We start from the raw sequence: 26,794 nt of genomic DNA on the forward strand, positions 1-26,794 counted from the left end.
AGTAAAGGGCGCAAAATATTGACGATAAAATGCTCGTGATAGTAATTTGACGGATTGGAGAATTACGCACCGCATGGCGATTGTTAAATGATAGGCTTTCTAAGAATGCTCACCCAACTGCCATCTTCGCCATATCCTTCCAGATATAATGCGGAGCTGACTCGCGCAATGCCCAATTGATACTCATCGGCTTCGCTCCATAATGGTCGATATAATCCGCCAGGCCCAGGAAGACATAGGCAATCGTATTATTGAATTCATCATTGTTCTTCTCCCGCACAAAAAGAAGAATCGATTTCCCTGTTTGCTTTTGCTTCAAATATGAAAGCCCCTTGCCAGTTTCAGGCCTGGCGGTGTTCTGAGACTGCCAGTGAAATATCTTTTCACTGACTGCGTAATCGTTATACAATGTGGTCGGAGAGTAATTTGCTTCGGTCTTTTCCAGCGTTATTAGCAGCAGCTCGGCATTCTTCGCTTCCAGGTTTACGACCCCTTCCCGATTGCTGGATTTCCTTTCAAATGTGCTTTCTTCGAAAGCAGCCAAGATCTGTTCCCTCGAATATCGGCTATGAACTTTGAGCGGTTGAACGAACGGCAGAGCAGCGTCCATTTCGATGTGCGCAATTCTGTCAATCACCAGTTCGAGCAGCTCGACCATTTCACTCACCAGCTGTTCATTTCTTCCAATTTTTGCAATACTTGCCGATAGGTCTTCTGCTCCGCCTGGGCTTTGCCAAAAGTCATAGTGAAGCATGGTTAGCATTAACTTTTCATGACCGGGCAACGCATCTACATCTACCTGAAACTTCTGCTTCGCCATCCTTAGAATGAATGACAAATAGCTGAATGAATTACAGCAAAGCCATTTTTTTAGGATCGTGCGCTTCGTCTCCTCCTCATTGATTGGCAAGAGATCGTCCAACCGATTCGCCAACTGACAGAGTTTGCTCCAAGTCGCTCGCTTGTAAATCGCTTGCAGCGGAATGTTATGGAAAGCGACAAAGTTTTTTAGCGATAAAGGCATTGTGGTTTGATGCCGGAAATTGGCAATCTTGGTAACGAGCTGATTGGTATTGAGCTGGGTCGCCGACCTTATGTTTTTTAGAATGATTTCCTTTGCCTTCTTTTCCAAAACAATGGAGCATCCCAATGGCAAATGTGGGAAATCACGTTCGAGCTCTTCCAGCGTGGAAGTATTGGTTTTACCTATGAGCGCTCTGAATTTACCTTCAAAATCGTATTCTGGCCGGGCATTGCCGACAAAGTCAAGAACAGTCAAGCACTCCTTACCTTCTGACAGTCGCAAACCCCTACCAAGTTGTTGAAGAAACACGGTCAAGCTTTCGGTAGGCCGTAAAAACAGCACTGTGTCAATTTCTGGGATATCGACACCTTCATTGAAAATATCAACCACGAAGAGGTAATTGATATCCTTTCGCAACAATTTAGATTTAATAGTGGATCTCAATTCTTCGCGGTCACCTCCGCTAATAAGGTAATCCGCTTTTAAGCCCGCCAATGTAAACTTTTCTGCCATGTAAATGGCGTGTTCCCGAGTTACACAAAAACTCAGTGCCCTGACATCCTCATAGTCTGTGAGATAGTTTCTGCAATGATTAATTATTTCTCCCACCCGAATATCATTATGGGTGTAAATTCTCGTCAGCTCGCTTGGAAGATAGCGTCCATTCTGCCAGGTTGCATTAGATAAATCTGTACTGTCGCTAATTCCAAAATATTGAAATGGACAAAGCAGTTTCCTGTTCATTGCCTCAGGCAATCTGATTTCCGCTGCAATTGTATCACAAAAATCCGCCAGAATATCAGCCCCGTCGGTACGCTCGGGAGTCGCGGTTAAGCCAAGAAGCACCTTCGGCTTAAATTTATTTAGAATTGGACGGTAGCTATTAGCGGCAATGTGGTGCACTTCATCAACGATAATGAAGTCATAATAGCTTTCCGAAAGCGGTAGCTCCTCAATGCGATTTGCAAGAGTCATCACGGACGCAAACACAACATCGTAGTTGTCTGGCTCGATGCCGTCAACCCAGAGGTCGCCAAAGTTGTTGTCGCGCAGAATGCCTGCAAAAGTTGCCCTTGCCTGCATCAATATTTCCTTTCTGTGTGCGACGAAAAGCAATCTTGCGTTTGGTTGGGTTTTCAGAAAGTTTTTGAAATCAAATGCCGAGACTACCGTTTTGCCTGTACCGGTCGCAGCGACAATCAAGTTTCTATATCTATTATGAATTTCCCTTTCTGCTAAAAGCTTTTCTAAAATTTCTTCCTGGAACGGTAAAGGCTTTATATCAAAGAAAGAAGTCCCTTCGACCTGGCCTTTATTCTTCTCTCTCCCGAGGGCAATTTTTAGTTTCTCCGAATGTTCCCCTGACCTAAAATATTCGAATTCTCCGTCTTGCCAATACGTTTCAAAAGTCTTCGCGAATTTATCTATGATGTGACCAACTTCCTGAGTCGTTACTTTCAAGTTCCACTCCAGTCCGCTGGTTAGCGCGCTCCTTGAAATATTGGATGAGCCAATGTAGCCGGTATTGAAGCCGGTATCTCGGAAAAACAAATACGATTTGGCGTGTAGCCGCTCGTTTTCAGTATTGTATGAGACCTTCACTTCACAATTGGGCAATCCGGCTAAAAACTCCACTGCTTTCAAGTCGGTCGCGCCCATGTAGGAGGTCGTGATGATTTTAAGGGAATTACCGCAACGGGTAAATTCTTCAAGTTCCTTCTGGAAGATTCTAATACCCGACCATTTAATGAAGGAAACAAGGAAGTATATCTTATCAGAAGACAGTATTTCTTTTTTCAACTCACTTTCGAGCGAAAGCCCGACATTGGAACCCGTGAATAACTCGCTTTGTGCTAAACCTGTAAATGGTGTTATTTCCTTGATATGTTTTTCAAAATCGGAGAAAGGCGCATCCATTTTCGCGAATACAGCATTCAGGATTTTTCCATTTAGGGAGATTAAATCCTCGTCAAAATCAGCGTACTCAAGCTCCGTTCGAAGAACGCTTATAATCTTATTTGATACTGTAATTTGACGATCAATACTATCATCTCCTGATATCAAGCTGAGACCGTAGTTCAAAAGGCGACTTACATGCTGACTAAGCACGCGAGCGACCTCGCTCTTTTCGACAGGTGTTTCCTTTACAAAGAATTGTTGTTTATCGAGGGAGCTTATCTTTGAATCGATAAGCTTAGTAATTAAATTCTCGTAAAGGCCTTGCTGCATGGGGCGGGTTTAGTAATGGTATTTAGATAAAGTTGTAGAAAGGAATTAGTTACCCAAATATTAGTTATGTTAGTCATTCTTCAATACTCACCATATGTCGATAAAAATCCTAACCATTCTAACTCTACTGGCATCCACGCTCTCCGCTTTCTCTCAGGAAAAAATGGTAAGTGTAAACGGCGTTAATTATCACGTTCTTACGAGAAGCTTGGAGCAAAGAAAGCTGGCTCAGCCGGTCTTGGTTTTTGAAAATGGTATGGGTATGGGGCTAGGAAATTGGGATACCATAACGGATTCGCTTGCTAATGGCGCTCCTATTTTTCTTTATGACAGGCAAGGCGTGGATAAATCAGAAAAGGTTTTCCAGCTGCCTACTCCTCAGAAGATAGCAGCGAACCTCAAATCACTTTTGCAGGAACTGAAAGTTGAACCGCCGTATATATTGGTCGGTCATTCCATGGGTGGTGTATACACGCGGGCTTTCGCAGGATATTATCCCGATGATATTGCGGGGCTCGTGTTTGTTGATCCCGCAGATTTTACAGAAACAAAGGCGGACTGGAATCAGATTTTCAGGGCAATTGGTGTTTCTGAAAAGCGAATTGACGAAATGCTTACTAAGCGATTATACACTCCTTCGAAAGTAGATTCGTCGCGCTACGCCGTATGGAGCGAGGGACAAGTTTTAACTGATTTGCGAAAAACCGACTTCGCTGAGCTTAGTAGCTTACCCATTCCACAGGTGCCCATCCTGTTTTTTGTCGGAGGAAAACTTGAAGTTTCAATGGAACGCCGGAGTAAGGATTATGATCATGAGCGGTTCTTTGAAGTAAAGAATAGTTCGAATATGCTAAGATGGAGACGCTTTATTCATTCTTCCAGTAAAGGTGGCGCACTGATTTATTTAAGCAACAGTGGACATTTTGTACATCGAGACGACGCGGCAATGGTGATTGGGAATATAAGCATGATGCTCAAAGGCTTAGAAAAATAAATTCGAAAGACTCCAATGCCAAGTAGGGATATGAGAGATATGCAAATAACTTAATCCCGAACCAGACGAACTGAAAGTCCGCCAGAAACTGGGCCATCCCAACGGAAAGCTTTTTTTAAATTTTTTTTATTGCTACTGGGAGGTCCACCATAATGAAAGTTCCATGCCCAGGCGTTACTATCTGTACTAGGTAAGGACGTCCAAAAGATACCGAGAACACCTTGGGCAAAATAGCTACCATCAGGTTTCCGCTGACCTCCTGCAGGCGCGTCGAACCCACTGCTATTGGTACCATTACCGTCTTCATTCCAGCCTTTAATGCTTTTTAACGCTTCACCGGCATTGTCCTTTCCGCCAAAATGATTCACAAGCATAGCCCATTCGCTATCCGTCGCTAAATGCCAACCGCCGAGGCTGGCTTTTTTCGCCGCCTCCCAGGTGTAAAGCAAGCCCAGCTCTTTTCTATTAATCTCATTGTCATCATAAGCATAGCTACCTTCAACTTTATAGTTCAGGTTTTGTGCCATCCAGGTGACGGTTTTCCCCGTCGAAACTTCTTTAAAGCTGATTGTTTTATACGTTTGACCATCTCGCGAGTCAGTGAAGGTCCCGGTAGATTGGGCAATTCCTACTTGTGTAAAAAACAAGGTAGCAACTACGGTAAAGATGTGTTGTTTCATCATTGTGATTTCAGGTTTAGTTTTGTATAGTTACTTACTTTAAGAAAAAGACTCACTATTAACCGCATAACAAATTGATAAACAACTCCTATGCCCATTCACGTAGCTATTACCCGTAAAGTACTTCCTGGAAAAGAGGAAGAATTCAAAGAAGCGTTGCGACATTTTTTGGGAGATTCTTTTATGCATGGCGGCGTTCATGGTGCGGCGATGATGACTGCTTTACCGGGCAGCGAGAGCCGCGAAATAGGAATATTGAGGACTTTCGCCAACCAGGCCGAGTGCGATGCTTTTTATAATTCAAAGCTTTTCAAAGACTGGGAAGCCTTTGCATCGACATTGACCGAAGAGCCAGTCTATCGGGAGCTTACCGGGCTGGAAGCCTGGTTCCGCTCACCTGTTCCTCCCCCAAGGTGGAAAATGGCCGTGGCAACACTTTGCGGAGTATATCCTACCAGCCTGTTCCTGACTTATGTTCTTGGCCCGTTCATTCAGGGGCTCCATCCTGCATTGAGAACTTTGATTGTGGCCGGATGTATGGTTGGGCTGCTTACTTGGGTCGTGATGCCGCAGGTTACGAAAGTGCTGAAACCGTGGCTTTCTGGAAGCTTAAACAGTAGCAAGTAAAGATAATAGCCCCTTTTGCAACTCAGCGTAACGAAAGGTATAAAGCAACAAGTGACGACTTCAAATCAATAGGCTATTTACCGCGGCTAGGCGCCCCCGGCTATCGCCGCTCCTTAAACCGCCTCATGGATTTGCAGCCAAGGGGTAAACCCCATCACTTTTCACTTCGTGAGAGGTAAGCGATTGCCCTGAGTTGAAAATTGATCTAAAATATCAGAACAACTATAAGCAATTGATGGGAAAATTGAGGCATCACAATCACTGCAAAAATTTCAGCTATCCTTTCGAATTGCGTTAATACTATCTAATGCAGTTTTCGCCAGGGTACTGCCCGGGTATTCTGCCAGCATTCGATTGTACAGAACAATGGCCTTTTCTTCTTCTCCGATTTGAGAGTAACAAAAGGCGATATTATTCAATGCCATTTCCCTGTAAGAGATTTTTGACGAGCTCAGGAGAATCAAGTATCTATACTTATCTATCAAGGGATACTTACTTAGGATATCGTAGCTAGACTGAAATCCTAAAATCGCGGCATCAAAATCACCTGCTTTGATATCCCTTAACGCTTGTCGAAGATGCTTTATGGTAAAAAATTGGATCAAACTGGACCCGGCGAGGTAGGTCATAATTCCAAAAAAGAAGGAATGCGTAATTCCTAGAATGTAATACAAACCTATTAACAATGCTGTGAATCCTAGTTGTGGTACTAAGGAAATCCACGCTAGTCGATTTGTGGTAGAAACACTCATATTAGAGAAACAATTAACGACCCGGTACAAGTTGTTAGGAATACTTGAAAATTTGACAACTCAGCATTCAGCTTAACAAAATGATAAAGTAAAGCCTCATAGTACTTTAATTAAAACAGACCTGGACTTGGAACAAGGCAAGAAAACACTTCGACTTGACAGGTCAATCAGGTGCTATGGTTATTTGCAAAGGAAGTGAGAGTGGTAGATATTAGTTCGGATTTGATGAAAACGAAAGTCGTCGACTGACACACAATGCATGGTCAAATCGCTACATTAAAATGTAAGCAAAAATGTTTATATTAGATACATGGAAAAGCAGTTTGAAAAGTATAAAGGCATTCATCCGGGGATCATTCTTGAGCGGGAGCTCAAAAAGCGATCAATCAAGCAGCGTCCTTTTGCCATATCTATTGCAGAACATCCCCAGAGCTTTAATGCTATTATCAAAGGAAGACGCAGCCTGAGCACAGCACTGGCACTTAGAATTGAAAAGCGGTTAGATCTTGACGAGGGCACATTTGTAATTCTCCAAGCGTACTATGACATCAAGAAGGAGAAGGAGAAACAAGCAAACCAGACTCCTAATTTGACGATATTGAGAAAGTCTTTGTTCTGGGATACTGACATTAGCCGCATTGATTGGGAGAAACAATCAAAGGCTGTTATTGAAAGAGTCTTTGAACGCGGGGATCAGGATGAGAAAGAAGAAATAATAAGGTTCTATGGGAAAGCAAAGATTCATTCGGTGATGTTTGCTGTTAAGAACACCTTTTAGCACGTTCTCCATAAATAGATTTCTTCAATGCAAAGAGAAGTCACTTGGCAAACTTTCGGCAACAAATGTCAATTACTGCCGAAAGTTTGATTTTGTATCACGCTTTCTTAACTGCAACAGAACTACAAACTTTTACAAAAATTCGTATTTTTACCCCAGCAAAATCGCAGTTACCACCGACAAAAACCACAGGCATTTTCCAAACTTTGAACACCTAAAAACCAACTGAAAACTCACTAAAAAACCAGCGAAAATGACACTTGAATACCTCAATTTTCGCTAAAAGAATTATACATAACAAATATACTGTTGTACTATATGTATAAAAAATAGTGAGTCTTTCGTGTAGTTTACCTCAAATAAAGGAGACAAAACCTTGATTACGAGCTGATTAAAGGCAAAGTTCGAGACCCGTCTCCCTCCGCATGGCTACCGCCCCCTGAAAAATTATTTAGAGTAGGGAGGACAGGTTTCTAGGTAATCTTAATGCGGACTGGCCCCTTAATGTGCTTAATATCAACAGGCAATCCCTTTAGTGTTATTACTACGATGCCTTTGTTATGCAAATCGATTGCTACTTCGCGTACATCTTTCATATGCTTGCGCCAGTCGTTTGGAAATAGCATACGTGCAATTTCAGAAGGACAGGTACTTTTCTCGGCACCGCGCTGAATGGCGGCTGACAGGATGGTTGTTGCTATTTTCTCGTAATGCTGCATGCGTTTGCTGATAGAATTGGTTGTCGGAAATGCGACATCAAAGATCCTGATCTGCTGTCAAACTTGATAGATTTTTCAATTCTTTGTTGCCTCTCATTAAGAATGGCGGGTATACGCCATAGCACTTTAGGAAGCTCAGGAAGCCAAAACGAAAGAAGTAGAAAGGGCTTTCGATGAGATTTGACGTTCACTTTTTTTGATCTGCAACGAGAAAAACCGCATTTCGTATCGTTACACTTACTCCTGCCCGAAATGCTATAACATTTCTATGCCCATACACGTAGCCAGTACCCATCGAGTACTTCCTGGGACGACGCTAGCTTGCTTTAGCTATATTTATAAAAGGTTTTGAATATCAGGGCTTTTTTGTGGCTCAGTAAATACTTTTGGCCACCCGTATCCACGACTCTGCTACTGCGGCGTCGGTAAAAAAGTGCTCAATGTCACTGCTGTACAATGATTCATATTTCTCCATTTTTGTTGAATCCTGGTGGCAATGTGCCGCTGCGATGCATTGGATATTCCTGTTCCTGGTGATGACCATCTTTTCGGCATCCTCGGGAAACATTGCCACGTAGCCGACTGTCCAGCCGTAACGTGCAAGCGTGAGCGGGATAATACTGCGAAAATATCTGTGCACATCCAGGTCCACTGCATTAAAACCATTTAGGTTTATGAAGATCTTGAAAACGCCCGAATCTGCCACTCGGTCCAGGGCAGCATTTAGCGTTTGCTCCCAATTTAACACATCCTGTTTTGCTACGTCACCACTGATTTGTGTGATAATGAGTTGCTGATCAGCGTACCAGTCGCTGCTTATGATCGTCTTGCCCGGCATGTTGTACTTGTGATGAATGAATCATTTTGAGATGATAATCCGGGAAATGATCTTTTTGTTCTGACCGTCGACAGAAAGTCGTGAACTGTCGACGAAATGAAAAAAGGACTGTCGCCAACAGTCCTCCAATCTCTGGGCTTCTTCCCCCATTTTTTCGAGCCCTTACAAAGTACTTTCAGATCAAAATAGCTGACTTTTCAGCTTGATCAATCAGAATACCCGGGTGATGGAGAACCAGATCGTGGAGATTTTTGAGCGATTCGGATGATCCCCGAGAGCCGTGACAACAGACGATATACGGAAAATCTGCCTGAGATTGCGTCAGCCGGCGCTGAATGGGTAACTAAAAGAGCGTGTCAAAGCTATCTGTTCCCTATTGTATGGCAAACTTTAATGTTACCAACGGATTCCCGGATTTAGAGAAGATCATGGCATTGTAGATCCCTGGGGGATAGTGCCCGACATCTATTTTCATTTCACTCCCAGAAATTTCTTGTTTCAAAGAGCTCGCTCCGCTCACGTCTACGAGCCGGATGTATTGCCCTTCCGAGCCTCCCTTAATGTTTAGCTCGCTGGCTGCCGGATTTGGAAATAGCGTGATAGACGGAGTTTCAGCACATTTGACTGAGACAGCAAGAATACGTGAATAATCAAATGTACCCTCCGCTTCTACCGCTTTGAGCCGGTAATATTGCGTGCCTTTCTGTTGCATCAGGTCAAAATGATAAATACGTCCCGGTTCATTTAAAGAAAGGACCCTGCCAGAAAAACTGAATTCACGGCCGTTCACAGAGGTTTCGATTTCATAGTGACTCATTTTTTCTTCTTGTTCAGCTTTCCATGTCAACCGCGCATTACATCCTGAAACCTGGGCAGCGAATCGTGTGATGTTGACCGGTAATGTGGCGTCATATTCGTAGGCTCCCATATCCACCCCACCGGCCGTAATGCGCTGCCGGCCATCCAGATCCGTGGATACCCCGGAAGGTAACAATGCGTCATTACCTATATTGATACACGGACTTGTCGCTTTCAGTCTATAGTCACCCGAAGCAGTTGGGACAGCGCCTGCTGATACGGGATTTACAAATTTCGGATCAACCGTCCCGTCCAGATTATCGACACTACCGCCCGCCTCTCCCTGGACCAGGCTGTAATTGATGTTCAGTGTTGATGGAAACACATTGTTGGTGTATATACCTGGCTTTCTCACAGCTTCATTGTACGCAACAATGCTATTGTTGAATGTCAGGTTCCCGCCGTAAACATAGATCGCTCCCTGATCAGTTGCGGAATTTCCGGCAATGGTGACATTGTTGAAAGTAGTATTGCTATTTTGATTATACCACGCGCTGCCTGAATTGGCAACATTGCCATGCACCACAACATTCGTAAGTACAGGATGCCCGGATCTGGTATAGCCGCCCCCGCCAACACTTGAACTTCCTCCGTTATTGCTAATCACAACGTTGAGCAATGCAGGGTTTCCGAAATCATTATAAAACCCAAGTCCATAACCAAAACTGCCACTTTGAGCCGTATTATTGGTAATTATAATATTCCGAAATGTAGGACTGGCCCTGTTATTATGCCAGCCTGCACCATTCGGCCCAAAGATATAGCTGTCATTTAAATAGAAACCAGGAGTACTAAAATGCAAGACCCCATCGGAAATTGTAAAACCATCCATGACAAATGCCTGCGTAATGTTCGTTCCCGCAGTGATTACTACATGGTAGGCATTGTCATTCCTGTTTCCCGCATCTCCTATATTTCCACTTAAAATGGTTTTATAGGTGCCCGGTGCCCGATCCGAAAATGCCGGATCACCCGTCGCCGGAAAGCCGCCAAACACCCGGACGTTTTTCGTGAAGGTGAATGCATTGTTTCTGTTCGTCGGATTTATCGTACTCAGGTCGGTTGCCGGCCGGTTAGGAATATACGTTCCTTCTGCAACGTATATCTCGTCAACCTCTGTGTCCGAAGACTCATTGATCATCAGTTGCAGATCAGCAGATGCATTGGCCCAGCTGGCGCCGGTCTGAGTGCCCGAGCCACCCGGTTTTACATACCGGATAATGGCGTGCGCGTTGTGTTTGGAAAACAGAAGGAGGGTAAGTAAAAAGAGAAGTCGCATAGCCACTGGGAATTCGTTGCAGGCTTTTGAGGGTAAAAAACATATGGGAATGATCCAGGCAACAGTACAACTGCCACCCGGATCATCTGCGTTACCTGACAATGACTACCTTCTGTGCTTGGGTAGAACCGTCAATCAGTGTGAGTACAGCGACATATATTCCCTGGGAAAGATTACTAACATTCAGTCCTGCGGATGAAATTGTTTGGACATTCAGGACTTTCACCCCTATCGAATTATAAATTGCCACACCCTTGATCTCTTTATAGTTTGTAAAGAAAAGGTTCTGGCTGGCTGGGTTAGGGTAAATGGGATCATTTGCTTTTGCAAACTCACCAAACTGGATCCTGCTGTAAGCGAAAGTGCCGTCCCTGTCAACCATTTTCAATCTATAATAATTGCCTCCTTTTAGCGGGGCAGAATCTATAAACTCATAATTTTTCAAAACACTGCTTTCACCATGAGCAGGTAATGTACCAATCTGTTTCCATGATTTCCCGTCCTCGCTGCGTTCGATCTGGAATGATTCGCTATTGGTTTCTTCCGTCGTTGACCAGTTTAAAAGTGCAGTACCACGTGATCCGGACTCTTCCTTTGTTAATGTGAATGAAATCAGCGTTACAGGCAATGAGCAGCCTGTTACTGTGATCTTCGTGCTTAATGCACATCCCGCATTGCTATAAACTGCATAGTAAGTTCCTTCAGTTGCCTTGGTAGGATCACTCACCAGTGATGCATCGGAAGGTGTTGCACTGGTGTAAAAAGCCAGCGTGCTTTCCGGTGGGGTAGTGCTCGTTACAAGCGCAGTCAGATCCGCAGTGACGACAGGGCATATCAATAAGACAGTGTTTTGCGATACGACCGGTGCATATGGAACATCGCACAGTGTCACTGTCGAGCAATTGGCGCCGTCATTGCTGCCGGAAGGAGTAAACGTGTTGATTAGATTAGCTGTATTACCTGCTACATCTATCTTATAAAAACCTCCGGTGGTATTGTTGAAAGCATATAAATTTCCGCTGGCATCGGTAACAACAGCTCCGTAGCCTGCATTTGGTAATCCATTTATTGGTGTTTCCGAAACCACCACATTACCGGTAAAGGGATTCAGCGAAGCTAGCCTGGCATCAAGCGTAATACCATAACACAGCTGCTCACTTGACACAAAAGCAATATCCGAGACATTTAGCGGAGTACTCACTGCGGTACCATAATCGGGGCCCGTTTTAAGTACAAAACCAGCCGTGGGATCCACTAGTTGAAGATAGGTAGAACGGGTTGCATCAATATCTACAACATAATAATAAGCATTCGTGCTGGAAGTGAGCATCATATAGCCATTAGGAAGCTCAACACCAATGTTAAACCCACTCGGTAAATTCGCTATTGTATGTGTAACTACACCTCCGTCGCGGTCGATCCGCACAATTCTGTTTGAGTTATTAGTATTGACGTACGCCCACAGCATATCATCAGCTGAATTGTAAACCAAACCATTCAATGTAAACGGCATTGGCGCGATTAGCGTGCGATCTCCACTGGACACATTAAATGCGTAGAGCGAGGAGGGGTTACCACCAGCAGCGGCAACCTGGTATGTTGTGCCGTCATTGCAGGTGAATGGAAGATTTTCCATAAGCGTACTAGCGCAACTTGCTCCGTCATTATTACCTGATGGCGTACTCGTTGAGATTAAAGTGGCCGAGTTCGTCGCAATATTTATCCTGTAATGCGCGCCGGTACTATTTTGGAAGGAATACAAACGTCCTGTAACATCGCTAACTACTGCTCCGTAACTTCCACCTGGCAAGCCGGTTATGGATGTTTCTGAAACCACGACACTACCGGTGAAAGGATTCAGCGAAGCTAACCTGGCATCCGTCGTGATACCATAACTTAGCTGCGTGCTGGACACAAAAGCGATATCCGAGATATTAAGCGGGGCGCTTACTGCAGTACCATAATCCGGACCTGTTTTGAGTGCAAACCCGGCCGTCGGATCAACCAATTGAAGATATGTCGCACGACTTGGATCAAGATCTACAACATAATAATTAGCATTGTTAGTGGTAGACAGCATCATATAGCCATTGGGAAGCTCCGTACCAATGTTAAACCCACTCGGTAGGTTCGCGATTGTGTGTGCAGATACTCCTCCTTCCCGGTCGATCCTGACAATACTATTGGTGCCATTCATGTAGCCCCACAGCATATTATCCACTGAATTGTATATCAATCCATTTACAGGATATGGCAATGTCGCAATTAACGTACGAGTGCCTGTTACTACATCAAATGCATAAAGTGAAGAGTTCGAACTGCCGCCTGCAACCTGGTAGGTAATACCGTCTTCACAGGTAAATGGAAGATCTGCCAGACTTGTAGCAGCGCAACTTGCACCATCATTATTACCTGACGCAGCACTCGTTGAAATCAGAGAAGCAGAGTTGGTGGAAGGATGCACGAGATAAAAAGAGCCTGTACTATTCTGGAACGCATATATTCTGCCTGAAACATCACTAAATACGGCACCATAACTATCCGATCCCGACAACCCGCTGACTGTGGCTCCTACTACCGCATTCCCGGTAAAAGGATCTAGCGTGGCAATCTGGCCACTCGTCGTAATTCCGTAACAAAGTTGATCTTTGGATACAAAAGCTATATCCGAGATCGAAAGCGGAGTACTGATCGCTGTTCCATAAACCGGACCCGTTTGAAGCGCAAACCCCGCCGTTGGATCCACCATTTGCAGATACGTCGGACGACTGGCATCGACATCTACGACATAGTAATGAGTACCGTTATTATTATACAAAAGCATATAGCCAGTGGGCAGCTCAGCACCCACATTAAGTCCTGACGGCAAGCCGACAATGGGATATGATATTGATCCACCTTCTCTGTCGATCCTTACAACGTTATTGGTTCCCGTTCTGAAAGCCCATAACATATTGTCCACAGAACTGTAAATCAAACCATTCAGTATATACGGCAAGGTTGCGATCAGGGTCTTAGCCCCAGTAGCAACGTCGAAGCCGTGAAGTGCTGACGTACTGGTCGGAATAGAATTGATGGTCTGGTATGCGATTCCGTCGTTACAAGTAAACGGAAGATCGACCAGCGTTGTATTGGCACAACTTGCTCCGTCATTATTACCTGATGGATCACTTGTTGAAATCAGAGAAGCAACGTTGGTTGCAGGATCCACCATTGAAAAGGATCCCATACCGTTGTGAAATACGTATATTTTCCCCGACACATCACTAAATATGGCCCCATAGTTACCAGATGACGGCAATCCATTAACTGCGGCCCCAATCACCACATTACCAGTGAAAGGATCAAGTGTTGCAATTTGAGAATCTCGTGTAATACCGTAACAAAGTTGATCTTTTGATACAAAGGCTAAATCAGATACGGTGAGCGAACTACTCATCGCTGTCCCGTAGTCCGGACCTGTTTTAACCACAAATCCCGCAGTTGGATCTACCAGTTGCAAGTAAGTCGCACGACTGGGGTTAACATCAACAACATAATAATCGGAGGTGTTGATACTATACAAAAGCAAATAGCCACCAGGTAGCTCAGCACCCACGTTCGGGTTCAGTCCTGATGGCAGATTTTGTATCGGATACGATGTAGTCCCTCCTGTTTTATCGATCCTTACAATGTTATTAGTACCCGTTTGAAAAGCCCATAACATATTATCCACAGAATTGTATATTAAACCATTCACGTGAAAAGGTAAAGTTGCGATCAGGGTTTTAACGCCTGTGGTAACATCAAACCCGTGAAGTCCTGATGTAGTATTTGCCGTGGAATTGATAGTCTGGTAGGCAATTCCATCATTACAGCTAAACGGTTCCTCAGCAAAATTTGGTCTTGCAGCGATACTCACATGCGATGTGAGCAGACTCAGGAAAACAGCGAATAGTAATTGAGTAAATGTTCTTTTCATCAAAAATTTCAGTTTGGACGATTTTTTTTTCATAGCAATGTGATGGGAAACAAACAACCGCGTTGAGTGATGGATACAACTAATTTTACGGTTTCGAATGTAGATCTCTTTTCTGGTGATGGCTAAAAACGGGCATGGACAAAAGCGTGGACACAGGTAAAATGCTGCCTGAATGGCTCTAAATGGCGATTTTATGAAAGAGCATGCTACTCATCCGCTGAGGAATCATCTGTGACAATGCGTCAACAATATGTCACACACTATTTATCGTACCGATCGTAGGTATATGCACTCACCCCATTCGTCGAGACAAAATAGATGCACTTCTGGCAAGTAGAAGCGTTGTAGACTTTATTTGTAGAAGTACTCAACAGTATTTACCGTTTATTTCCGGCGGCAGTTACCAGATTATGAATCAATATTTTGTTTTAGTACTCCTTTTGTTTTTATGTCTTTTCTTTCAAAATGTCTCTACCGCTCAACAACCCGATGAATTCGAAACGGTAATTCGTGAACTCGCCAGCACACTTCCGTCCGGTCGTGTCATCAGAACTTCCCGCTATGTAGATAGTCTCAGGGAATCAAAAGTATCAATAGCAGGTGTTGGCTATCGTTTGGAAAAACTAAGCCAGAAAGCAACCCTGTGGAATGATCAGCTATTATCAAGTCATGTCAGATTTTACCAGATCACAAAAAGAGGTTTTCAGTCAGCATTAACCCCCAACGACATTATTGCTGAGTTTGACTCCGCGAGAACATATTTCGAAAAAAGTGATGATCAAAGATATACGGCTGTTTGCCACTATTATATTGGTTGCCAGCGGTACGACCAGAAACAGTATGGCGAAGCATTTTACCATCATGCCAAAGCACTGGAGCTGTTTGAAGCAGTGGGATTTGATAAAATCCCTGAAATGGGTAAGTATCTGCACGTCATGGCTATCAATAATCTTTATTTTCACAATTATTCAAAGGTCGTACAGCTCATGCGGATTGCTATCAGCCTTCCGCCTTATAACGAGAATCTTGATGTTCAGCGCTATAATACGCTTGCAATCGCGTACCAAAATCTCAACCAACTCGATAGCACCATCTATTTCTTTAAGCGTACCCGGGAAATTGCGATTTCCATTGGCAATACCACATGGCCTTATATTGCGATAGGTAACCTGGGCAAGGTTTATCTGAAACAGGGTCGCTACCGTGAAGCCCTGAATATGATGATGCAGGAATATTTGAACAACCAGTCCAAAAGTCGCCACCGGACCATGGCACGGAATACCGCAATCGGTATCGCGTCTATTTGGCAAAAGTTTGGACAACAGGATAGTGTTTTACGTTATCTGAAGATCAGTGAGCAGTTGAATGCTTCGGTTGGCAATGGCGAGCCTATGTGGAAACACCAGCGAGACAAGCATTTTTACCTTAATTATTATCGGGTTTTTCATGATTATCACAAAACCCGGGGTAATATGGCCATGGCGTACAATTACCTCGATAGCCTGACCCGTCTCAGCAACGAAACCAACCTGATTTACAACAAAACAGAGACAAAGCTGGCTGAGGATCGCTTGAAAATACAGCAGCAACTGGCTGATATTTCAGAGCAGAAAGCCGACAAAGAAAGGATTCGTACGCGCTTACAATTCATCATTGGGATGGTGGGGCTGCTTGCAGTCATTCTGTCGCTGCTTTATTATCTGCTGAGGTTGAAGCATTCGAAGGACCGCCTGATCGCCGAAAAGGAACGGAAGATACAGCTTGCATTACAGGAAAAAACGGAGACAAAACTGATCCAGGCAAATGTTGAATTGGGAGAATATATGCAACATTTGAAAGAAAAAAGTGATCTGGTCGAATCATTTCGCTCACAAATTGACGAGCTCCGAAAGCTCCCGGATCCGGAAAACCAGCAACTCGACGATTTGATGAACCAGTTGGCCAACATAAAGCTGCTCACGCCGGATGACTGGAATGATTTCAGAAAGCGCTTCAATCAGGCATTCACCGGAGAGCTGGACCAGCTTAAGTTGAACTACGGAGACCTTACTGTTGCGGAAGAACGACTTTACGCGCTAGAAAAAATGAATGTATCCACCTCTCAAATCGCGTGGATGCTTGGAATATCGAAAGAATCGGTCAGGAAGGCCAGATACCGGCTTCGGAAAAAAATGCACCTTTAGTCAGCTGCTTTCAGCCTACCCTAAGTCATTATTTTCTTGTGTCGATGAATTCATAATTTTCAGTATTCATTTCAATTTTGATCTGTTTTGAAATAAATTTTGGTAATGATATACTTAACTGACCCAAAATAAATTAATCTAATAGTTGTTTTGCTAAGTACTTATATTAAAGGTTATCTCATGCGGGATAGCCTTTATTTTTGTCTATTCAAACGGCTTTGTGTAGGGGCTACTATATATTTTACTGGATAATTTGTTTGTCAAAAAAATAGTGTGTCTACCTCTATTGTTTTTGTTGTATAAAGAAATTACATTTGTGTGTGATCAATAATCTCAAAGAAATGGAACTTGTAAATCTTGACAAGAAACTTGTAGAAGCGGCAGCAAAGTCTTTTGAAGCAAGTTATAATATGGCCGTAGGTAAGTATAGGTCAGAGGTAAATCAACTACAACTTGCTGAGGATGAAGTTATTGCCAAATTTGTATCATGCCAGCTATCATATGCTGACGCTAAAACTTACATTGATCTTCTAAATACAATTGGTGTGGAAGTTAAAGATACGCTAGTTGAATATGTACCAAGAATACATCTAAGGAATAACCGAAACGAAGTTGATGTAGTAGATAATAGAAGACTGGTAGATGCAGAGACTCTAGAATCACAACCAGAAAACACTCAAATAGAAGAAGGTGTTGTTAATGATAGCGTACCTAATACAGAACACGCGGGAGAGGAGGTGAGAGGAGATGCTACTGGTGGGAACGCAAAACCAAAAAGACAAAGAGGTACACAAGGGCAAGTGTTTAACGTGATAAAAGAACAAGGTGTGTTACTCACGACAGGAGAGATAGTCAAGTTAATCAACGATTGGAGACCTGGCACCAGTTATTCGAGTATTACAAACAGTCTTATAAGGTTATCAGGAGAACTTGAACAACTTGGAAAGATTAAAGATGATAGTGGAGCGAACCTTTACGGGATCATCGACTGGTTCAATGAAGATGGAACAGTTAAACCTGGACACGAAAGAAAAGAAGTTGATAGTGAGGAAATAGTTGAAGATCAAGAAGAGCTTGAAGATGAACCTGCGGGTTCACCAAGCAATGAAGATGCACGTAGTAAATTAGGTTTGTTTCAATAACACAAAAAGCACCTCGTGTGGGTGCTTTTTGTTCGGGGATAGCATGGTGCGCGCAGGGACTTGTCATTCACTACCGCGAGGGTTCGAACCCCTCTATCTCCACGTTACTATCGCAAAGGTTAGTGGTCAGACTAACTTTTGGCAGGTAATCGGCGATAGTTCCCACGCCGTAACGTTCGGGACAACTATCTGTTTCACTCTGAATACAATCACTATGCCTAGGAAGGACGACGATTGCATTGAGTACATTTACCGACCTTGGATTACCGTCAAAGGCCGGAAAGTATTTCCCCGCAAGGGGCGTGTTTTTAAAATATGCATAAAGCGTAAATAAAACACGAATGCCGGAACGGGTTGCAGTCTTAGATGGCGCAACCCGTTTTGCTATTTCTTATTGCTTAATTTATTTTCTGGCTTTGACTTTACAATCTTCTTCATTGTTCTCTCAAACTCAGCAAACGAAACTTCTTGTATTGTCTCAGTCTTAACTTCTTCTACCGTCTTCTTATTGCGCTTATCCATACACAATTATTTACATAAGCACCTTCTTTTCACTATTTACTCTTACAAAGTAAGGCACTAAAACATTCCCTTGCAAGAATCCATCTTAAAAACAGCCTCACGCGATTAGCTCCTTGTAAGTCAACCTTCCGTCTAAATTAGCCATTACCACCTCGAAACGTTGTCCATCATTAGCTTTGCGAGTGTTATAGCGGAAAGCATACTCTCCTACATATTGATCTAGGTGTTTAACACTTACCCAATGGTTAATGCCGTTTACTCCACGTTTAAATAAAGACCAAAACCCTTCGATAGTGTTTGTGTGCACTTCTCCGTTTACATACTGACCTTGTCCGTGACGTATGAAGGAATGCGAGAAGTGTTTGCTTAGTCCTACATACGCAGTCCATTCATCAGTCATAAGTTTAGCACCAACCGCAACGTGTTCCTTTATGATTGGTTGAAGTGTCTTGGATGAAGTGTTTTTTACAGTCATTGCAACAAGTTTACCACCTCTTTCTACCATTCCGAAGATAGGAGTTTTGCTTTTTGTGCACCGTCCTTGTGCTCCTTGGGTCTTTTTTGCTACATGTTTATTCTTTTCTGCTCCACCAAAGTAAGTTTCATCTGTTTCAACTATACCATCAAGTGGCTTTTCAAAGGACTTAGATTTAAGAGCGAACTTCAAACGATGCAATATAAACCATGCGGTTTTTTGAGTCACATCAATATCCTTCGCAAGTTGATGTGACGAAATTCCCTTTTTGTGAGCGGTCATTACGAAAGACGCCTTAAACCATTTGATCAGCAATATTTTACTATCTTCGAAAATAGTACCTGTTCTCACGGTATATTTTTTCCGACATTTTGCACATTTGAAGTCACCATTAGAGAATTGGTACGATTTCTTATGTCCGCAATGTTGACAAACAGGTTCACCATTCCAGCGAAGACCGGCCAAATACTTTTTGCAAGCCAATTCATTTGGGAATTTAGCGTCGAGCGAAGTAAATGTTAATTTCGGCGTCTTAGATTTAGCTGGCATGTTTTTATCTGATTGTTGAGTAAATATACAATATAATAATCTGACTACCAAATATTTAACACGATATTTTTCAATTATTTTGGGTCAGTTAAGTATATCATTACCTAAATTTTATCCGATTTTCGTCCAGTACTTCATATTTGTAAATATCTGTTTCACCGGAGTCTTCATGAAATTCATAAAATTTGCCATTTTTTACCCACCAGTTTCCCGTCTCAGTATGTTCATCAGATTCGCCTTTGGTAATAATTTTAAAATTAAGTAAGAAGGTACCATCATTGTTCCTTGTCATCTCCCACATTTTTTGAGCGCCTTCTATTTGCTGATCTTGCTCCGATCCTGTCCAGACTCCTACCAGTCTGTTATCTATTTTCTTTCCGGAAGGAATTTTCGTCAAACCATTTGAGCAAGAAGCTAATACAAACAATAGTAAAGTAAATTTTATGTAATTTGTTTTCATTTATATTTTATGAATTGTACTGATTTGAATCTACGCCTTCAAGTAGGTAATTTGTTGAAAATTCGATTAATACACTAAATCTACCCGTAGAATTTGCAAACTTTTTCCACATATTTATTGATATTCAATTCCATACTTTCGGTACTGTCTGAAAATGTATGAGTTTCAACAAAAGGTTTCTCTTTGCTTTTTCTCCAAGTCCCGACAATCTCATTTTGCGATAAAATTATTGGTTTGAAAATACCATTACCAATTTTTGAGTTATCAAAATCCGACGGTAAAGCTATATCTCTTCCTTCTGAATAACCTACTGTGTATTCGTCATAGCACGGTAATAAAGCAAAGGTAGTTTTTTGGGGAATGCTATCTTTCATTTCAAAATGATAATATTCCAAATTACTCAATTTAAAATGGATAAGTTGTTTGCCTAATTCAGCAATACCAAATTTCGAATCAGTCATACTCAAACCGCTCCACCAGGCAAAATCTTTTAGAGTCGCAGGTCCCCGTGATTTAAAATATAACTGCGCAAGTTTGGTTATTGCCTCAGATCTTGAAATCTGGCCAGTTCGGGGTACCCTTTTCTCAAACAGCGCATACGTTCCTTTTTTCGCCCCGTTACATAAAAGCATTTCCAATTCGGCCCTGATAATAATTTGTGCTGCCAGCAGGTTACCAACCGTGGTATTTCCCTGCGCCAGGCAAATCATGATATCCTCTTTGGTGAGATCGTCGACCTCTCCAAATTTCCGCTCAATTAGCTTCCATGCTTTTAAGAACAGTTCATCTGTCAACCCCTCTTTCTTATCAACATACTGCGTTGCTCTTTTCACGTGGGGTGCCGAAAGTTCGAGCATCCACCGGATATCTTTTTGATGTACCAGATGCCAGGTAGGTCGCAAAACATGGGTTCGGATAATTTCGCCGGAATTGATCAGATTTTCAATAGCACTTCGCCCTGGATTTATTATGCGTAAACCCAAAGCCCAAAGTGCCATTGAAAAATCTTGTGCCTGTACCGCTCCAAAATGAGCTACAACTTCATCCGGATTTTCAAAACGATTAGCTGACAAACCTTGATTAAACAAGCGTTGCTGTATGATTTCTCTTCTATTCATTTATTTATGAGGCCTGAAAAAAAGTCTCTGATATCGTTCACCAGCAAGCCAGGTACTTCCATGGCCGGGAAATGGCAGCCTTTGTCATAAAAAGTCCATCTATCCGGTTCGCCCATGAATGAAGCTAGTTTCTTCAATAAAGATTCATCTTCTTTTCTCCCAAAACAAGCCATCGCCGATCGGACTTTTGGCGGGTTCCATTGATTGGCTTCCTGCGAATTATCACTGCCCCAATCGAAAGCCATAGTCATATTTTCCGCAAGGATCTCCGCACTGGACGCGCCTAATTGGTTGAACCAGTATAGCGAAACATTCGTTAAAATCTGATCAATCTCAATAGCATCTTCTGGTAGGATTTTGTCTTCATCTGACCATTCTTTATACTTTTCAAGTATCCAGGCCAATTGCCCGATTGGACTATCCGACAATGCAAAGCCGATGGTATTTGGTCTTGTCGACTGGATTTCTAAATATGCTGTTCCATCTTTCTTATATTGTTTCATTCGTTCCAAACTTACGTTTTCCTCATTTGTAAAAAATGAATGATCGGAAGGAAACATGCCAAGCCCGGCAACAGCAAAAAAATCTGAATTGATATGGGTACCAATCAAACTATATGCCGCAATGCCCGACATGATACCAACAATGCCAGCACCCATATCGCCACCATGAACGGCAAATTTTTCATAACCCAGTTCCTTCATCAATGTTGTGAATGCATTTGCTATTCTAATCATATTCCAACCTTTATCTTTTACCGGCGTTGAAAAACCAAAACCCGGGATAGAAGGAATAATCAAATCAAAAGCAATCTGCTCCTCAGCTTGCGGATTGGTAAGCGGCTCGATAACCTTGATAAAATCTGCAAACGAACCCGGCCAGCCATGAACAAGCATCAGCGGCATGGCGTTTGACTTAGGAGATTTAATATGCAAATAATGGATATTTTGACCATCAATTTCCGAGATAAACTGCGGAAACTGATTAAGGATTGCCTCCTGTTTTTTCCAGTCAAATTTGTTTTGCCAATAGTCTGCTATTTTCTTTAAATACGTCAACGGAACGCCCTTTTCCCAGCTATTATCGAGCATTGAACTAGGCCAACGGGTATTTGCAAGTCTTTGAGTGAGGTAGTTAATATCGCTGTCAGAAATTTGAATTTTGAAGTTTTGCATGGTCTGAGAATTTTGTTGTTTTAAATTATTGTTGAACAAAATTCGTCACCACCCATTTTTGAGACGATAACAATTGTTAATAAATACTATCGCCGGTTTCTGATCCTGCTCAAAGAGACAGGCGTTATGCCGAGAAAGGAAGCGATGTAATGTTGGGGCACTCTTTGAAGGATTTGAGGATATTGCTCCAATAATTCCTGATATCGCTCTTCAGGACTGTTTTTTATTCTTGAAAGAAATAGTTTTTCAATGTATAGAAGTCGTTGAATAAGCTGTTCTTCTATGTTTTGCTTGATTAATAATGAGTTTTCAATGATCTTAAAATAATCTGTTTTGGTGAGGGTGTGTACAATGGATGGTTCCAGGCTTTCGATCGAATAGAGGCTTGGTTGATCGTACCGGAAACTCTCAGCAGACGAAATACCTTCATTCTCAAAGAAAAATTGAAAAGTAATATCCTTACCATCATTATTGAAAGAAAGCCGAAAGCAACCTTTTTCTATGAAATAAATTTTCCTGGCTACGTCTCCTTCTTTGAGCAAAACCGTCCTTGCCGGAACCTCTTCCCGTGTGAACAAATGGCTGAATTTTTGCCATTCCAGCTGTATACTCGTCATTTGGCTACTCATTGATTTATTCCCGTATTGGTTAAGTGGAAGTTTTCGGTGAAACCCGTTTTAGCCCGCTTTCAAGCCTCATTTTTACCATTTTGCCGTACCCGTCATCTTTGAGATAATCACTAAATGTTAAGCCTTGTTGATAGTGTTCAGTGGCAGCTTCGAAGTTAGACAAGTCTTCATGGCATTTACCAAGATTCAAATACAAAGAAGGATATGCGGCCTTAAGATATTCTTTATCCACGCTCAATGCTTCCGTCAAAGCGATTTGATCCCACTTTAGCTTTTCCAAAGCGCTGGGCTGTATCCGGGCAACGTAGTGAGCGGCGATGAATCGTTCTTCATTATTGGTTGCCGCTTCCCACGCCATTAGATAATATAAACCAGCCTTTTCAGGCTCACCTTCAAATGTTATTCCCTCCGCGCATAGCTTTACAACATGGTTTTCCGGATCAAAGAACATAAAGAATGCGAATAAATGGTTTTGGACAAACAGTTATTTGAAGCAGGGCAGTGATCTAAGGTAGAAAATTTTGATGAGGGAGCCCAGGCGACATTTTGACGGATATCCAGCATGATTTAGTTCATCCATAATATATTAGCACCTAAAAATATATCAAGACGTCAGATGGACAAATCAAACGGATACGAGGATAACTTGGCGACATTCATTCGCTGTCGGTCGAAGGGCGTCGACGGCGTCGGCGCGGCATCAGTCCGCTACTGGGCAAGGTCGCTGCCTCCGGATGCGACGGTGCTGGATATAGGTTGTGGCATCGGCGACCCGATTTCGAAGGTATTGGTGGATGAAGGTTTGACCGTTTATGGGATGGATGCGTCGCCTTCGATGGTTCAAATCTTCAGGCAAAATTTTCCAAATAGTCCAGTCGCCTGTGAGGCAGCAGAAGATTCTTTGTTTTTCAACCGGCAGTTCGATGCCATCATTGCCTGGGGACTAATGTTCCTGCTGCCGGTAGAAACACAGGAAATTGTGATTCAAAAAATGGCAAATGCGCTGTCCACCGGCGGGAGACTTTTATTTACCGCTCCTTCCCGAAGCATGAAATGGGACGATGCCATTACTGAAATAGAATCGGTATCGCTTGGGGCGGACAACTACAAAAAGTTACTGGCTGCGTCGGGGCTTTTGGTTATTGAAGAGTTTGAAGATGAGGGGGAGAACCATTACTATCATGCAGAGAAGCTTTAAGCTCTGGCTCTAAAACTTTACCGCGCCAGCTGCAAATCGGCAATACTCTTTATCCTATTCCGCTCCAGAAACGCATCAATCGTCTCGAAATGCTCAATCACACGTTTATCCTTAAACTCAAACACCTTCTGTGACAACCCTTGTAAAAAATCACGGTCGTGAGAGACTAGTACCAATGTACCATCAAAGTTTCTGAGTGCTTCTTTTAAAACATCCTTCGACTTCAAATCGAGGTGGTTTGTAGGCTCATCGAGAATCAACAGGTTTACAGGTTCCAGGAGGAGCTTCACCATCGCAAGCCGCGTTTTTTCTCCGCCGGATAATACACTTACTTTCTTATCAATATCCTCGCCCTGAAACATGAAGGCGCCCAGAATATTCTTGATCTGGGTCCTTACATCGCCTTCTGCGACCTCGTCCACTGTCTGGAAAATGGTCCGGTTAGGGTCTAATAAGGACGCCTGGTTTTGGGCAAAATAGCCGACTTTTACATTGTGCCCCAGCTGGCAGGTCCCTTCGACATCGATCTGTCCCATGATCGCCTTGATCATTGTCGATTTACCCTCACCGTTCCGACCCACAAAGGAAACCTTTTCGCCCCTCGAAATGGTCATGCTCGCATTTTTGAACACAACCTGGTCCCCGTAGGATTTTGAAACATCTTTCACAGTAACCGGATAGTCGCCTGACCGTGGCGAAGGTGGAAAGCGTAGTTTCAGGGCTGAATTATCGATTTCGTCAATTTCAATGATTTCGAGTTTTTCCAGCATGCGTTCGCGGGAGGAAACCTGGTTGGTTTTGGAATATGTGCCGCGGAAGCGTTCGATGAATTGCATGTTATCAGCAATCATTTTCTGTTGTTCCTGGTAGGCTTTGAGCTGATGTGACCTGCGCTCTTCTCGCAGCACCAGGTAATGTGAATAATTGGCTTTATAGTCAAAAATCCGCCCCATAGTAACTTCAATGGTGCGGTTGGTAATGTTATCAATGAAGGCGCGGTCGTGGGAAATGACCATTACGGCATTGGATTTATTGACCAAAAAATCTTCCAGCCAAATCACCGATTCAATGTCAATGTGATTGGTAGGCTCATCCAGCAAAATGAGGTCCGGCTTTTGCAATAGTATTTTGGCAAGCTCAATGCGCATGCGCCATCCTCCGCTGAATTCCTTGGTTTGCCGCTGAAAATCTTCCGGTCTAAAACCCAACCCTTTCAAGGCTTTTTCCACCTCCGCGTCATAATTGACATCTTCCAGCTGGTAATATTTTTCACCTATTTCGGTCACCTGCTCGATGATCGCCATATATTCATCGCTCTCATAATCCGTGCGGGTTTCGAGCGCGAGATTCAGCTTTTCCATTTCGGCGCGCATTTCAAAAAACTGTTTGAATGCTTTGGCTGCTTCTTCAAAAACGGTGCAATTATCTTCTGTGAGTAAATGTTGGGGCAAATAGGCGATCACAGCGTCTTTGGGCGCGCGAACATGGCCACGATTGGCTTTTTGTTCACCCGCAATAATTTTCATCATGGTGGATTTCCCCGCTCCATTCTTACCCATCAGGGCAATTTTATCGGTAGGATTAATAACGAAGGAAACATCGCTAAAAAGGACAGATCCGCTAAATTCAACGGCCAAATTCTCAACTGTAATCATCTTCTCATTTTTTGAAGCCGCAAAGGTACGATGATACGATTATTGACCAACAGCATTGAATTAATTGTTAGGTGAGGGTGTTTTTTTAATGAGAACCTGATGTTCCTTTTAAACGATTTTCAGATAAATAACCAACTAAAATACATGGACTTACGCACGACATTATCAGTAAATGAGAGCTTTATCGAAATGCTGACAGATATTAAAAACCGTGGAGCAAAAGCGGAAATGATCCTGGACATCAATGGATTGGAACGGGCTGAGGGAATTATCAGGGAAATTCACGTAAACGATCCGAATCCTTACATTGAACTGCAAGACGGCAGAAAGATTGAAGAAAAAACAATTGCCGCACTGAATGGGCTTTTCCGGCCGGAGTATGCCGGTTGTTAAGAGCTGTAACTGATCATGATCGGGTATAGTCTGGTCAATACACCAAATTTGTAATCAGGGCAAGCTTGTATCCCGGGCTTGCTTTATATTTCTGCAATGCCTATTCACGTTATATGCATCAATATCTAATTTTCCCGATATCGTATGAAAAATGTGGCGTTGTATTACCTTTTTGCGTTGACTTTATGGTTAACCGGATCAGCGGGTTCGGTAAGTGCCCAAAGTGCCGGAAGGAGAGATGGTTTTGATACAGAGGAACCAGCTGCAAATCCAAAACTGAATAACCGGCGGCTTGAAAAGAATTTGGACCGTTTTGCAACAGAACTGAACCTCAGCAAGCGGCAGGAAAAGCAACTCAGGAAAATCGATCGCAGGTATGCGCGGTTTGAGAGAAAGCTTGCCCGAAAGGATGGGGCGAAGCGGCGTGACCGTAAAATGCTTGCCGACGAAAAGCGCAATGAGATCATCGAAGTACTCACGCCCGAACAGCAGCAGCAACTGGTAGCCTTATCAAAAAAAGGCAGATTCAGTCTCGATCAGCTGTTTCGGAAGTAAT

The 26,794-nt window shown here is 43.0% G+C and carries 22 protein-coding genes; 8 read left to right on the forward strand and 14 right to left on the reverse strand.

The features are described from left to right. Positions 1-109: 109 nt before the first annotated feature. Positions 110-3,253 (reverse strand): DUF3427 domain-containing protein, encoded by a 3,144-nt coding sequence (locus tag FXO21_RS12465; RefSeq protein ID WP_149640376.1) that lies wholly within the window; start codon positions 3,251-3,253, stop codon positions 110-112. A 94-nt stretch (positions 3,254-3,347) separates the two neighbouring features. Here FXO21_RS12465 and FXO21_RS12470 point away from each other — a divergent pair, with 94 nt between their 5' ends. Then, positions 3,348-4,247, forward strand: a complete 900-nt coding sequence (locus tag FXO21_RS12470) for an alpha/beta fold hydrolase (protein WP_149640377.1) — start codon at positions 3,348-3,350, stop codon at positions 4,245-4,247. Positions 4,248-4,297: 50 nt separating this feature from the next. Here the strand turns inward: FXO21_RS12470 and FXO21_RS12475 are convergent, their stop codons facing one another. Next, entirely contained in the window at positions 4,298-4,930 is a 633-nt protein-coding gene (locus FXO21_RS12475; RefSeq protein WP_149640378.1) for an FISUMP domain-containing protein, read from the reverse strand. 87 nt (positions 4,931-5,017) lie between these two features. On the opposite strand from FXO21_RS12475, the gene FXO21_RS12480 reads away from it, so the two are divergent. Then, the gene (locus tag FXO21_RS12480) at positions 5,018-5,554 is read left to right on the forward strand and encodes an antibiotic biosynthesis monooxygenase (RefSeq protein WP_149640379.1); all 537 of its coding nucleotides are present in this window, start codon (positions 5,018-5,020) and stop codon (positions 5,552-5,554) included. Between the two features lie 272 nt (positions 5,555-5,826). Here FXO21_RS12480 and FXO21_RS12485 read toward each other — a convergent pair whose 3' ends face one another. Continuing rightward, on the reverse strand, positions 5,827-6,306 hold the full coding sequence (locus FXO21_RS12485) for a tetratricopeptide repeat protein (RefSeq protein WP_149640380.1): 480 nt from the start codon (positions 6,304-6,306) through the stop codon (positions 5,827-5,829). A 310-nt stretch (positions 6,307-6,616) separates the two neighbouring features. On the opposite strand from FXO21_RS12485, the gene FXO21_RS12490 reads away from it, so the two are divergent. After that, the gene (locus tag FXO21_RS12490; protein WP_149640381.1) at positions 6,617-7,084 is read left to right on the forward strand and encodes a helix-turn-helix transcriptional regulator; all 468 of its coding nucleotides are present in this window, start codon (positions 6,617-6,619) and stop codon (positions 7,082-7,084) included. A 473-nt stretch (positions 7,085-7,557) separates the two neighbouring features. Here FXO21_RS12490 and FXO21_RS12495 read toward each other — a convergent pair whose 3' ends face one another. The 4 genes from FXO21_RS12495 to FXO21_RS12510 all read right to left on the reverse strand — a co-directional run bounded on the left by FXO21_RS12495 (position 7,558) and on the right by FXO21_RS12510 (position 14,739). Continuing rightward, positions 7,558-7,803, reverse strand: a complete 246-nt coding sequence (locus FXO21_RS12495; RefSeq protein WP_149640382.1) for a DUF3253 domain-containing protein — start codon at positions 7,801-7,803, stop codon at positions 7,558-7,560. 373 nt (positions 7,804-8,176) lie between these two features. Beyond that, the gene (locus FXO21_RS12500; RefSeq protein ID WP_149640383.1) at positions 8,177-8,641 is read right to left on the reverse strand and encodes a hypothetical protein; all 465 of its coding nucleotides are present in this window, start codon (positions 8,639-8,641) and stop codon (positions 8,177-8,179) included. Between the two features lie 373 nt (positions 8,642-9,014). Continuing rightward, positions 9,015-10,778: a choice-of-anchor Q domain-containing protein gene (locus FXO21_RS12505; protein WP_149640384.1), complete on the reverse strand. Its 1,764-nt coding sequence runs from the start codon at positions 10,776-10,778 to the stop codon at positions 9,015-9,017. A 91-nt stretch (positions 10,779-10,869) separates the two neighbouring features. Next, the gene (locus tag FXO21_RS12510; protein ID WP_192579211.1) at positions 10,870-14,739 is read right to left on the reverse strand and encodes a T9SS type A sorting domain-containing protein; all 3,870 of its coding nucleotides are present in this window, start codon (positions 14,737-14,739) and stop codon (positions 10,870-10,872) included. Between the two features lie 410 nt (positions 14,740-15,149). Here FXO21_RS12510 and FXO21_RS12515 point away from each other — a divergent pair, with 410 nt between their 5' ends. Together FXO21_RS12515 and FXO21_RS12520 are read left to right on the forward strand one after the other, a co-directional pair. Further along, positions 15,150-16,922 (forward strand): tetratricopeptide repeat protein, encoded by a 1,773-nt coding sequence (locus FXO21_RS12515; protein ID WP_149640386.1) that lies wholly within the window; start codon positions 15,150-15,152, stop codon positions 16,920-16,922. Positions 16,923-17,263: 341 nt separating this feature from the next. Then, positions 17,264-18,064: a hypothetical protein gene (locus tag FXO21_RS12520; protein ID WP_149640387.1), complete on the forward strand. Its 801-nt coding sequence runs from the start codon at positions 17,264-17,266 to the stop codon at positions 18,062-18,064. Between the two features lie 619 nt (positions 18,065-18,683). On the opposite strand, the gene FXO21_RS12530 is transcribed toward FXO21_RS12520, so the two are convergent. The 6 genes from FXO21_RS12530 to FXO21_RS12555 all read right to left on the reverse strand — a co-directional run bounded on the left by FXO21_RS12530 (position 18,684) and on the right by FXO21_RS12555 (position 23,443). Next, a complete protein-coding gene (locus tag FXO21_RS12530; protein ID WP_149640389.1) occupies positions 18,684-19,610 on the reverse strand; it encodes an IS1595 family transposase in 927 nt (308 codons plus the stop codon). A gap of 100 nt (positions 19,611-19,710) precedes the next feature. After that, complete coding sequence (locus FXO21_RS12535; protein WP_149640390.1) at positions 19,711-20,070, reverse strand: lipocalin family protein; 360 nt, start codon at positions 20,068-20,070, stop codon at positions 19,711-19,713. Between the two features lie 80 nt (positions 20,071-20,150). After that, entirely contained in the window at positions 20,151-21,188 is a 1,038-nt protein-coding gene (locus tag FXO21_RS12540; protein WP_149640391.1) for a winged helix DNA-binding domain-containing protein, read from the reverse strand. Beyond that, positions 21,185-22,363, reverse strand: coding sequence for an epoxide hydrolase family protein (locus FXO21_RS12545; protein WP_149640392.1), 1,179 nt, complete (start codon positions 22,361-22,363; stop codon positions 21,185-21,187). Before FXO21_RS12545 ends, FXO21_RS12540 begins: the two co-directional genes overlap by 4 nt. A gap of 86 nt (positions 22,364-22,449) precedes the next feature. After that, on the reverse strand, positions 22,450-22,980 hold the full coding sequence (locus tag FXO21_RS12550; RefSeq protein WP_149640393.1) for a Crp/Fnr family transcriptional regulator: 531 nt from the start codon (positions 22,978-22,980) through the stop codon (positions 22,450-22,452). Between the two features lie 31 nt (positions 22,981-23,011). Then, the gene (locus FXO21_RS12555) at positions 23,012-23,443 is read right to left on the reverse strand and encodes an rRNA adenine methyltransferase (protein WP_149640394.1); all 432 of its coding nucleotides are present in this window, start codon (positions 23,441-23,443) and stop codon (positions 23,012-23,014) included. Positions 23,444-23,608: 165 nt separating this feature from the next. Here FXO21_RS12555 and FXO21_RS12560 point away from each other — a divergent pair, with 165 nt between their 5' ends. Then, positions 23,609-24,190, forward strand: coding sequence for a class I SAM-dependent methyltransferase (locus FXO21_RS12560; RefSeq protein ID WP_149640395.1), 582 nt, complete (start codon positions 23,609-23,611; stop codon positions 24,188-24,190). A 17-nt stretch (positions 24,191-24,207) separates the two neighbouring features. Here the strand turns inward: FXO21_RS12560 and FXO21_RS12565 are convergent, their stop codons facing one another. After that, positions 24,208-25,845, reverse strand: a complete 1,638-nt coding sequence (locus FXO21_RS12565; protein ID WP_149640396.1) for an ABC-F family ATP-binding cassette domain-containing protein — start codon at positions 25,843-25,845, stop codon at positions 24,208-24,210. Between the two features lie 144 nt (positions 25,846-25,989). Between FXO21_RS12565 and FXO21_RS12570 the strand changes: the two genes are divergently transcribed. Together FXO21_RS12570 and FXO21_RS12575 are read left to right on the forward strand one after the other, a co-directional pair. Then, on the forward strand, positions 25,990-26,238 hold the full coding sequence (locus tag FXO21_RS12570; RefSeq protein WP_149640397.1) for a hypothetical protein: 249 nt from the start codon (positions 25,990-25,992) through the stop codon (positions 26,236-26,238). 144 nt (positions 26,239-26,382) lie between these two features. Next, complete coding sequence (locus tag FXO21_RS12575) at positions 26,383-26,793, forward strand: hypothetical protein (RefSeq protein ID WP_149640398.1); 411 nt, start codon at positions 26,383-26,385, stop codon at positions 26,791-26,793. The last annotated feature ends 1 nt before the right edge of the window (position 26,794 follow it).

The organism is Dyadobacter sp. UC 10 (assembly GCF_008369915.1).
Classification (GTDB): Bacteria; Bacteroidota; Bacteroidia; order Cytophagales; family Spirosomataceae; genus Dyadobacter.

Coding starts and splice junctions, on each gene's coding strand:
- FXO21_RS12490 (WP_149640381.1), top strand. CDS start 6,617: ATGGAAAAGCAGTTTGAAAAGTATAAAGGCATTCATCCGGGGATCATT.
- FXO21_RS12540 (WP_149640391.1), bottom strand. CDS start 21,188: ATGAATAGAAGAGAAATCATACAGCAACGCTTGTTTAATCAAGGTTTG.
- FXO21_RS12555 (WP_149640394.1), bottom strand. CDS start 23,443: ATGTTCTTTGATCCGGAAAACCATGTTGTAAAGCTATGCGCGGAGGGA.
- FXO21_RS12480 (WP_149640379.1), top strand. CDS start 5,018: ATGCCCATTCACGTAGCTATTACCCGTAAAGTACTTCCTGGAAAAGAG.
- FXO21_RS12500 (WP_149640383.1), bottom strand. CDS start 8,641: ATGCCGGGCAAGACGATCATAAGCAGCGACTGGTACGCTGATCAGCAA.
- FXO21_RS12515 (WP_149640386.1), top strand. CDS start 15,150: ATGAATCAATATTTTGTTTTAGTACTCCTTTTGTTTTTATGTCTTTTC.
- FXO21_RS12485 (WP_149640380.1), bottom strand. CDS start 6,306: ATGAGTGTTTCTACCACAAATCGACTAGCGTGGATTTCCTTAGTACCA.
- FXO21_RS12470 (WP_149640377.1), top strand. CDS start 3,348: ATGTCGATAAAAATCCTAACCATTCTAACTCTACTGGCATCCACGCTC.
- FXO21_RS12505 (WP_149640384.1), bottom strand. CDS start 10,778: ATGCGACTTCTCTTTTTACTTACCCTCCTTCTGTTTTCCAAACACAAC.
- FXO21_RS12560 (WP_149640395.1), top strand. CDS start 23,609: ATGGACAAATCAAACGGATACGAGGATAACTTGGCGACATTCATTCGC.
- FXO21_RS12465 (WP_149640376.1), bottom strand. CDS start 3,253: ATGCAGCAAGGCCTTTACGAGAATTTAATTACTAAGCTTATCGATTCA.
- FXO21_RS12545 (WP_149640392.1), bottom strand. CDS start 22,363: ATGCAAAACTTCAAAATTCAAATTTCTGACAGCGATATTAACTACCTC.
- FXO21_RS12495 (WP_149640382.1), bottom strand. CDS start 7,803: ATGCAGCATTACGAGAAAATAGCAACAACCATCCTGTCAGCCGCCATT.
- FXO21_RS12575 (WP_149640398.1), top strand. CDS start 26,383: ATGAAAAATGTGGCGTTGTATTACCTTTTTGCGTTGACTTTATGGTTA.
- FXO21_RS12565 (WP_149640396.1), bottom strand. CDS start 25,845: ATGATTACAGTTGAGAATTTGGCCGTTGAATTTAGCGGATCTGTCCTT.
- FXO21_RS12475 (WP_149640378.1), bottom strand. CDS start 4,930: ATGATGAAACAACACATCTTTACCGTAGTTGCTACCTTGTTTTTTACA.
- FXO21_RS12535 (WP_149640390.1), bottom strand. CDS start 20,070: ATGAAAACAAATTACATAAAATTTACTTTACTATTGTTTGTATTAGCT.
- FXO21_RS12550 (WP_149640393.1), bottom strand. CDS start 22,980: ATGACGAGTATACAGCTGGAATGGCAAAAATTCAGCCATTTGTTCACA.
- FXO21_RS12510 (WP_192579211.1), bottom strand. CDS start 14,739: ATGAAAAGAACATTTACTCAATTACTATTCGCTGTTTTCCTGAGTCTG.
- FXO21_RS12530 (WP_149640389.1), bottom strand. CDS start 19,610: ATGCCAGCTAAATCTAAGACGCCGAAATTAACATTTACTTCGCTCGAC.
- FXO21_RS12520 (WP_149640387.1), top strand. CDS start 17,264: ATGGAACTTGTAAATCTTGACAAGAAACTTGTAGAAGCGGCAGCAAAG.
- FXO21_RS12570 (WP_149640397.1), top strand. CDS start 25,990: ATGGACTTACGCACGACATTATCAGTAAATGAGAGCTTTATCGAAATG.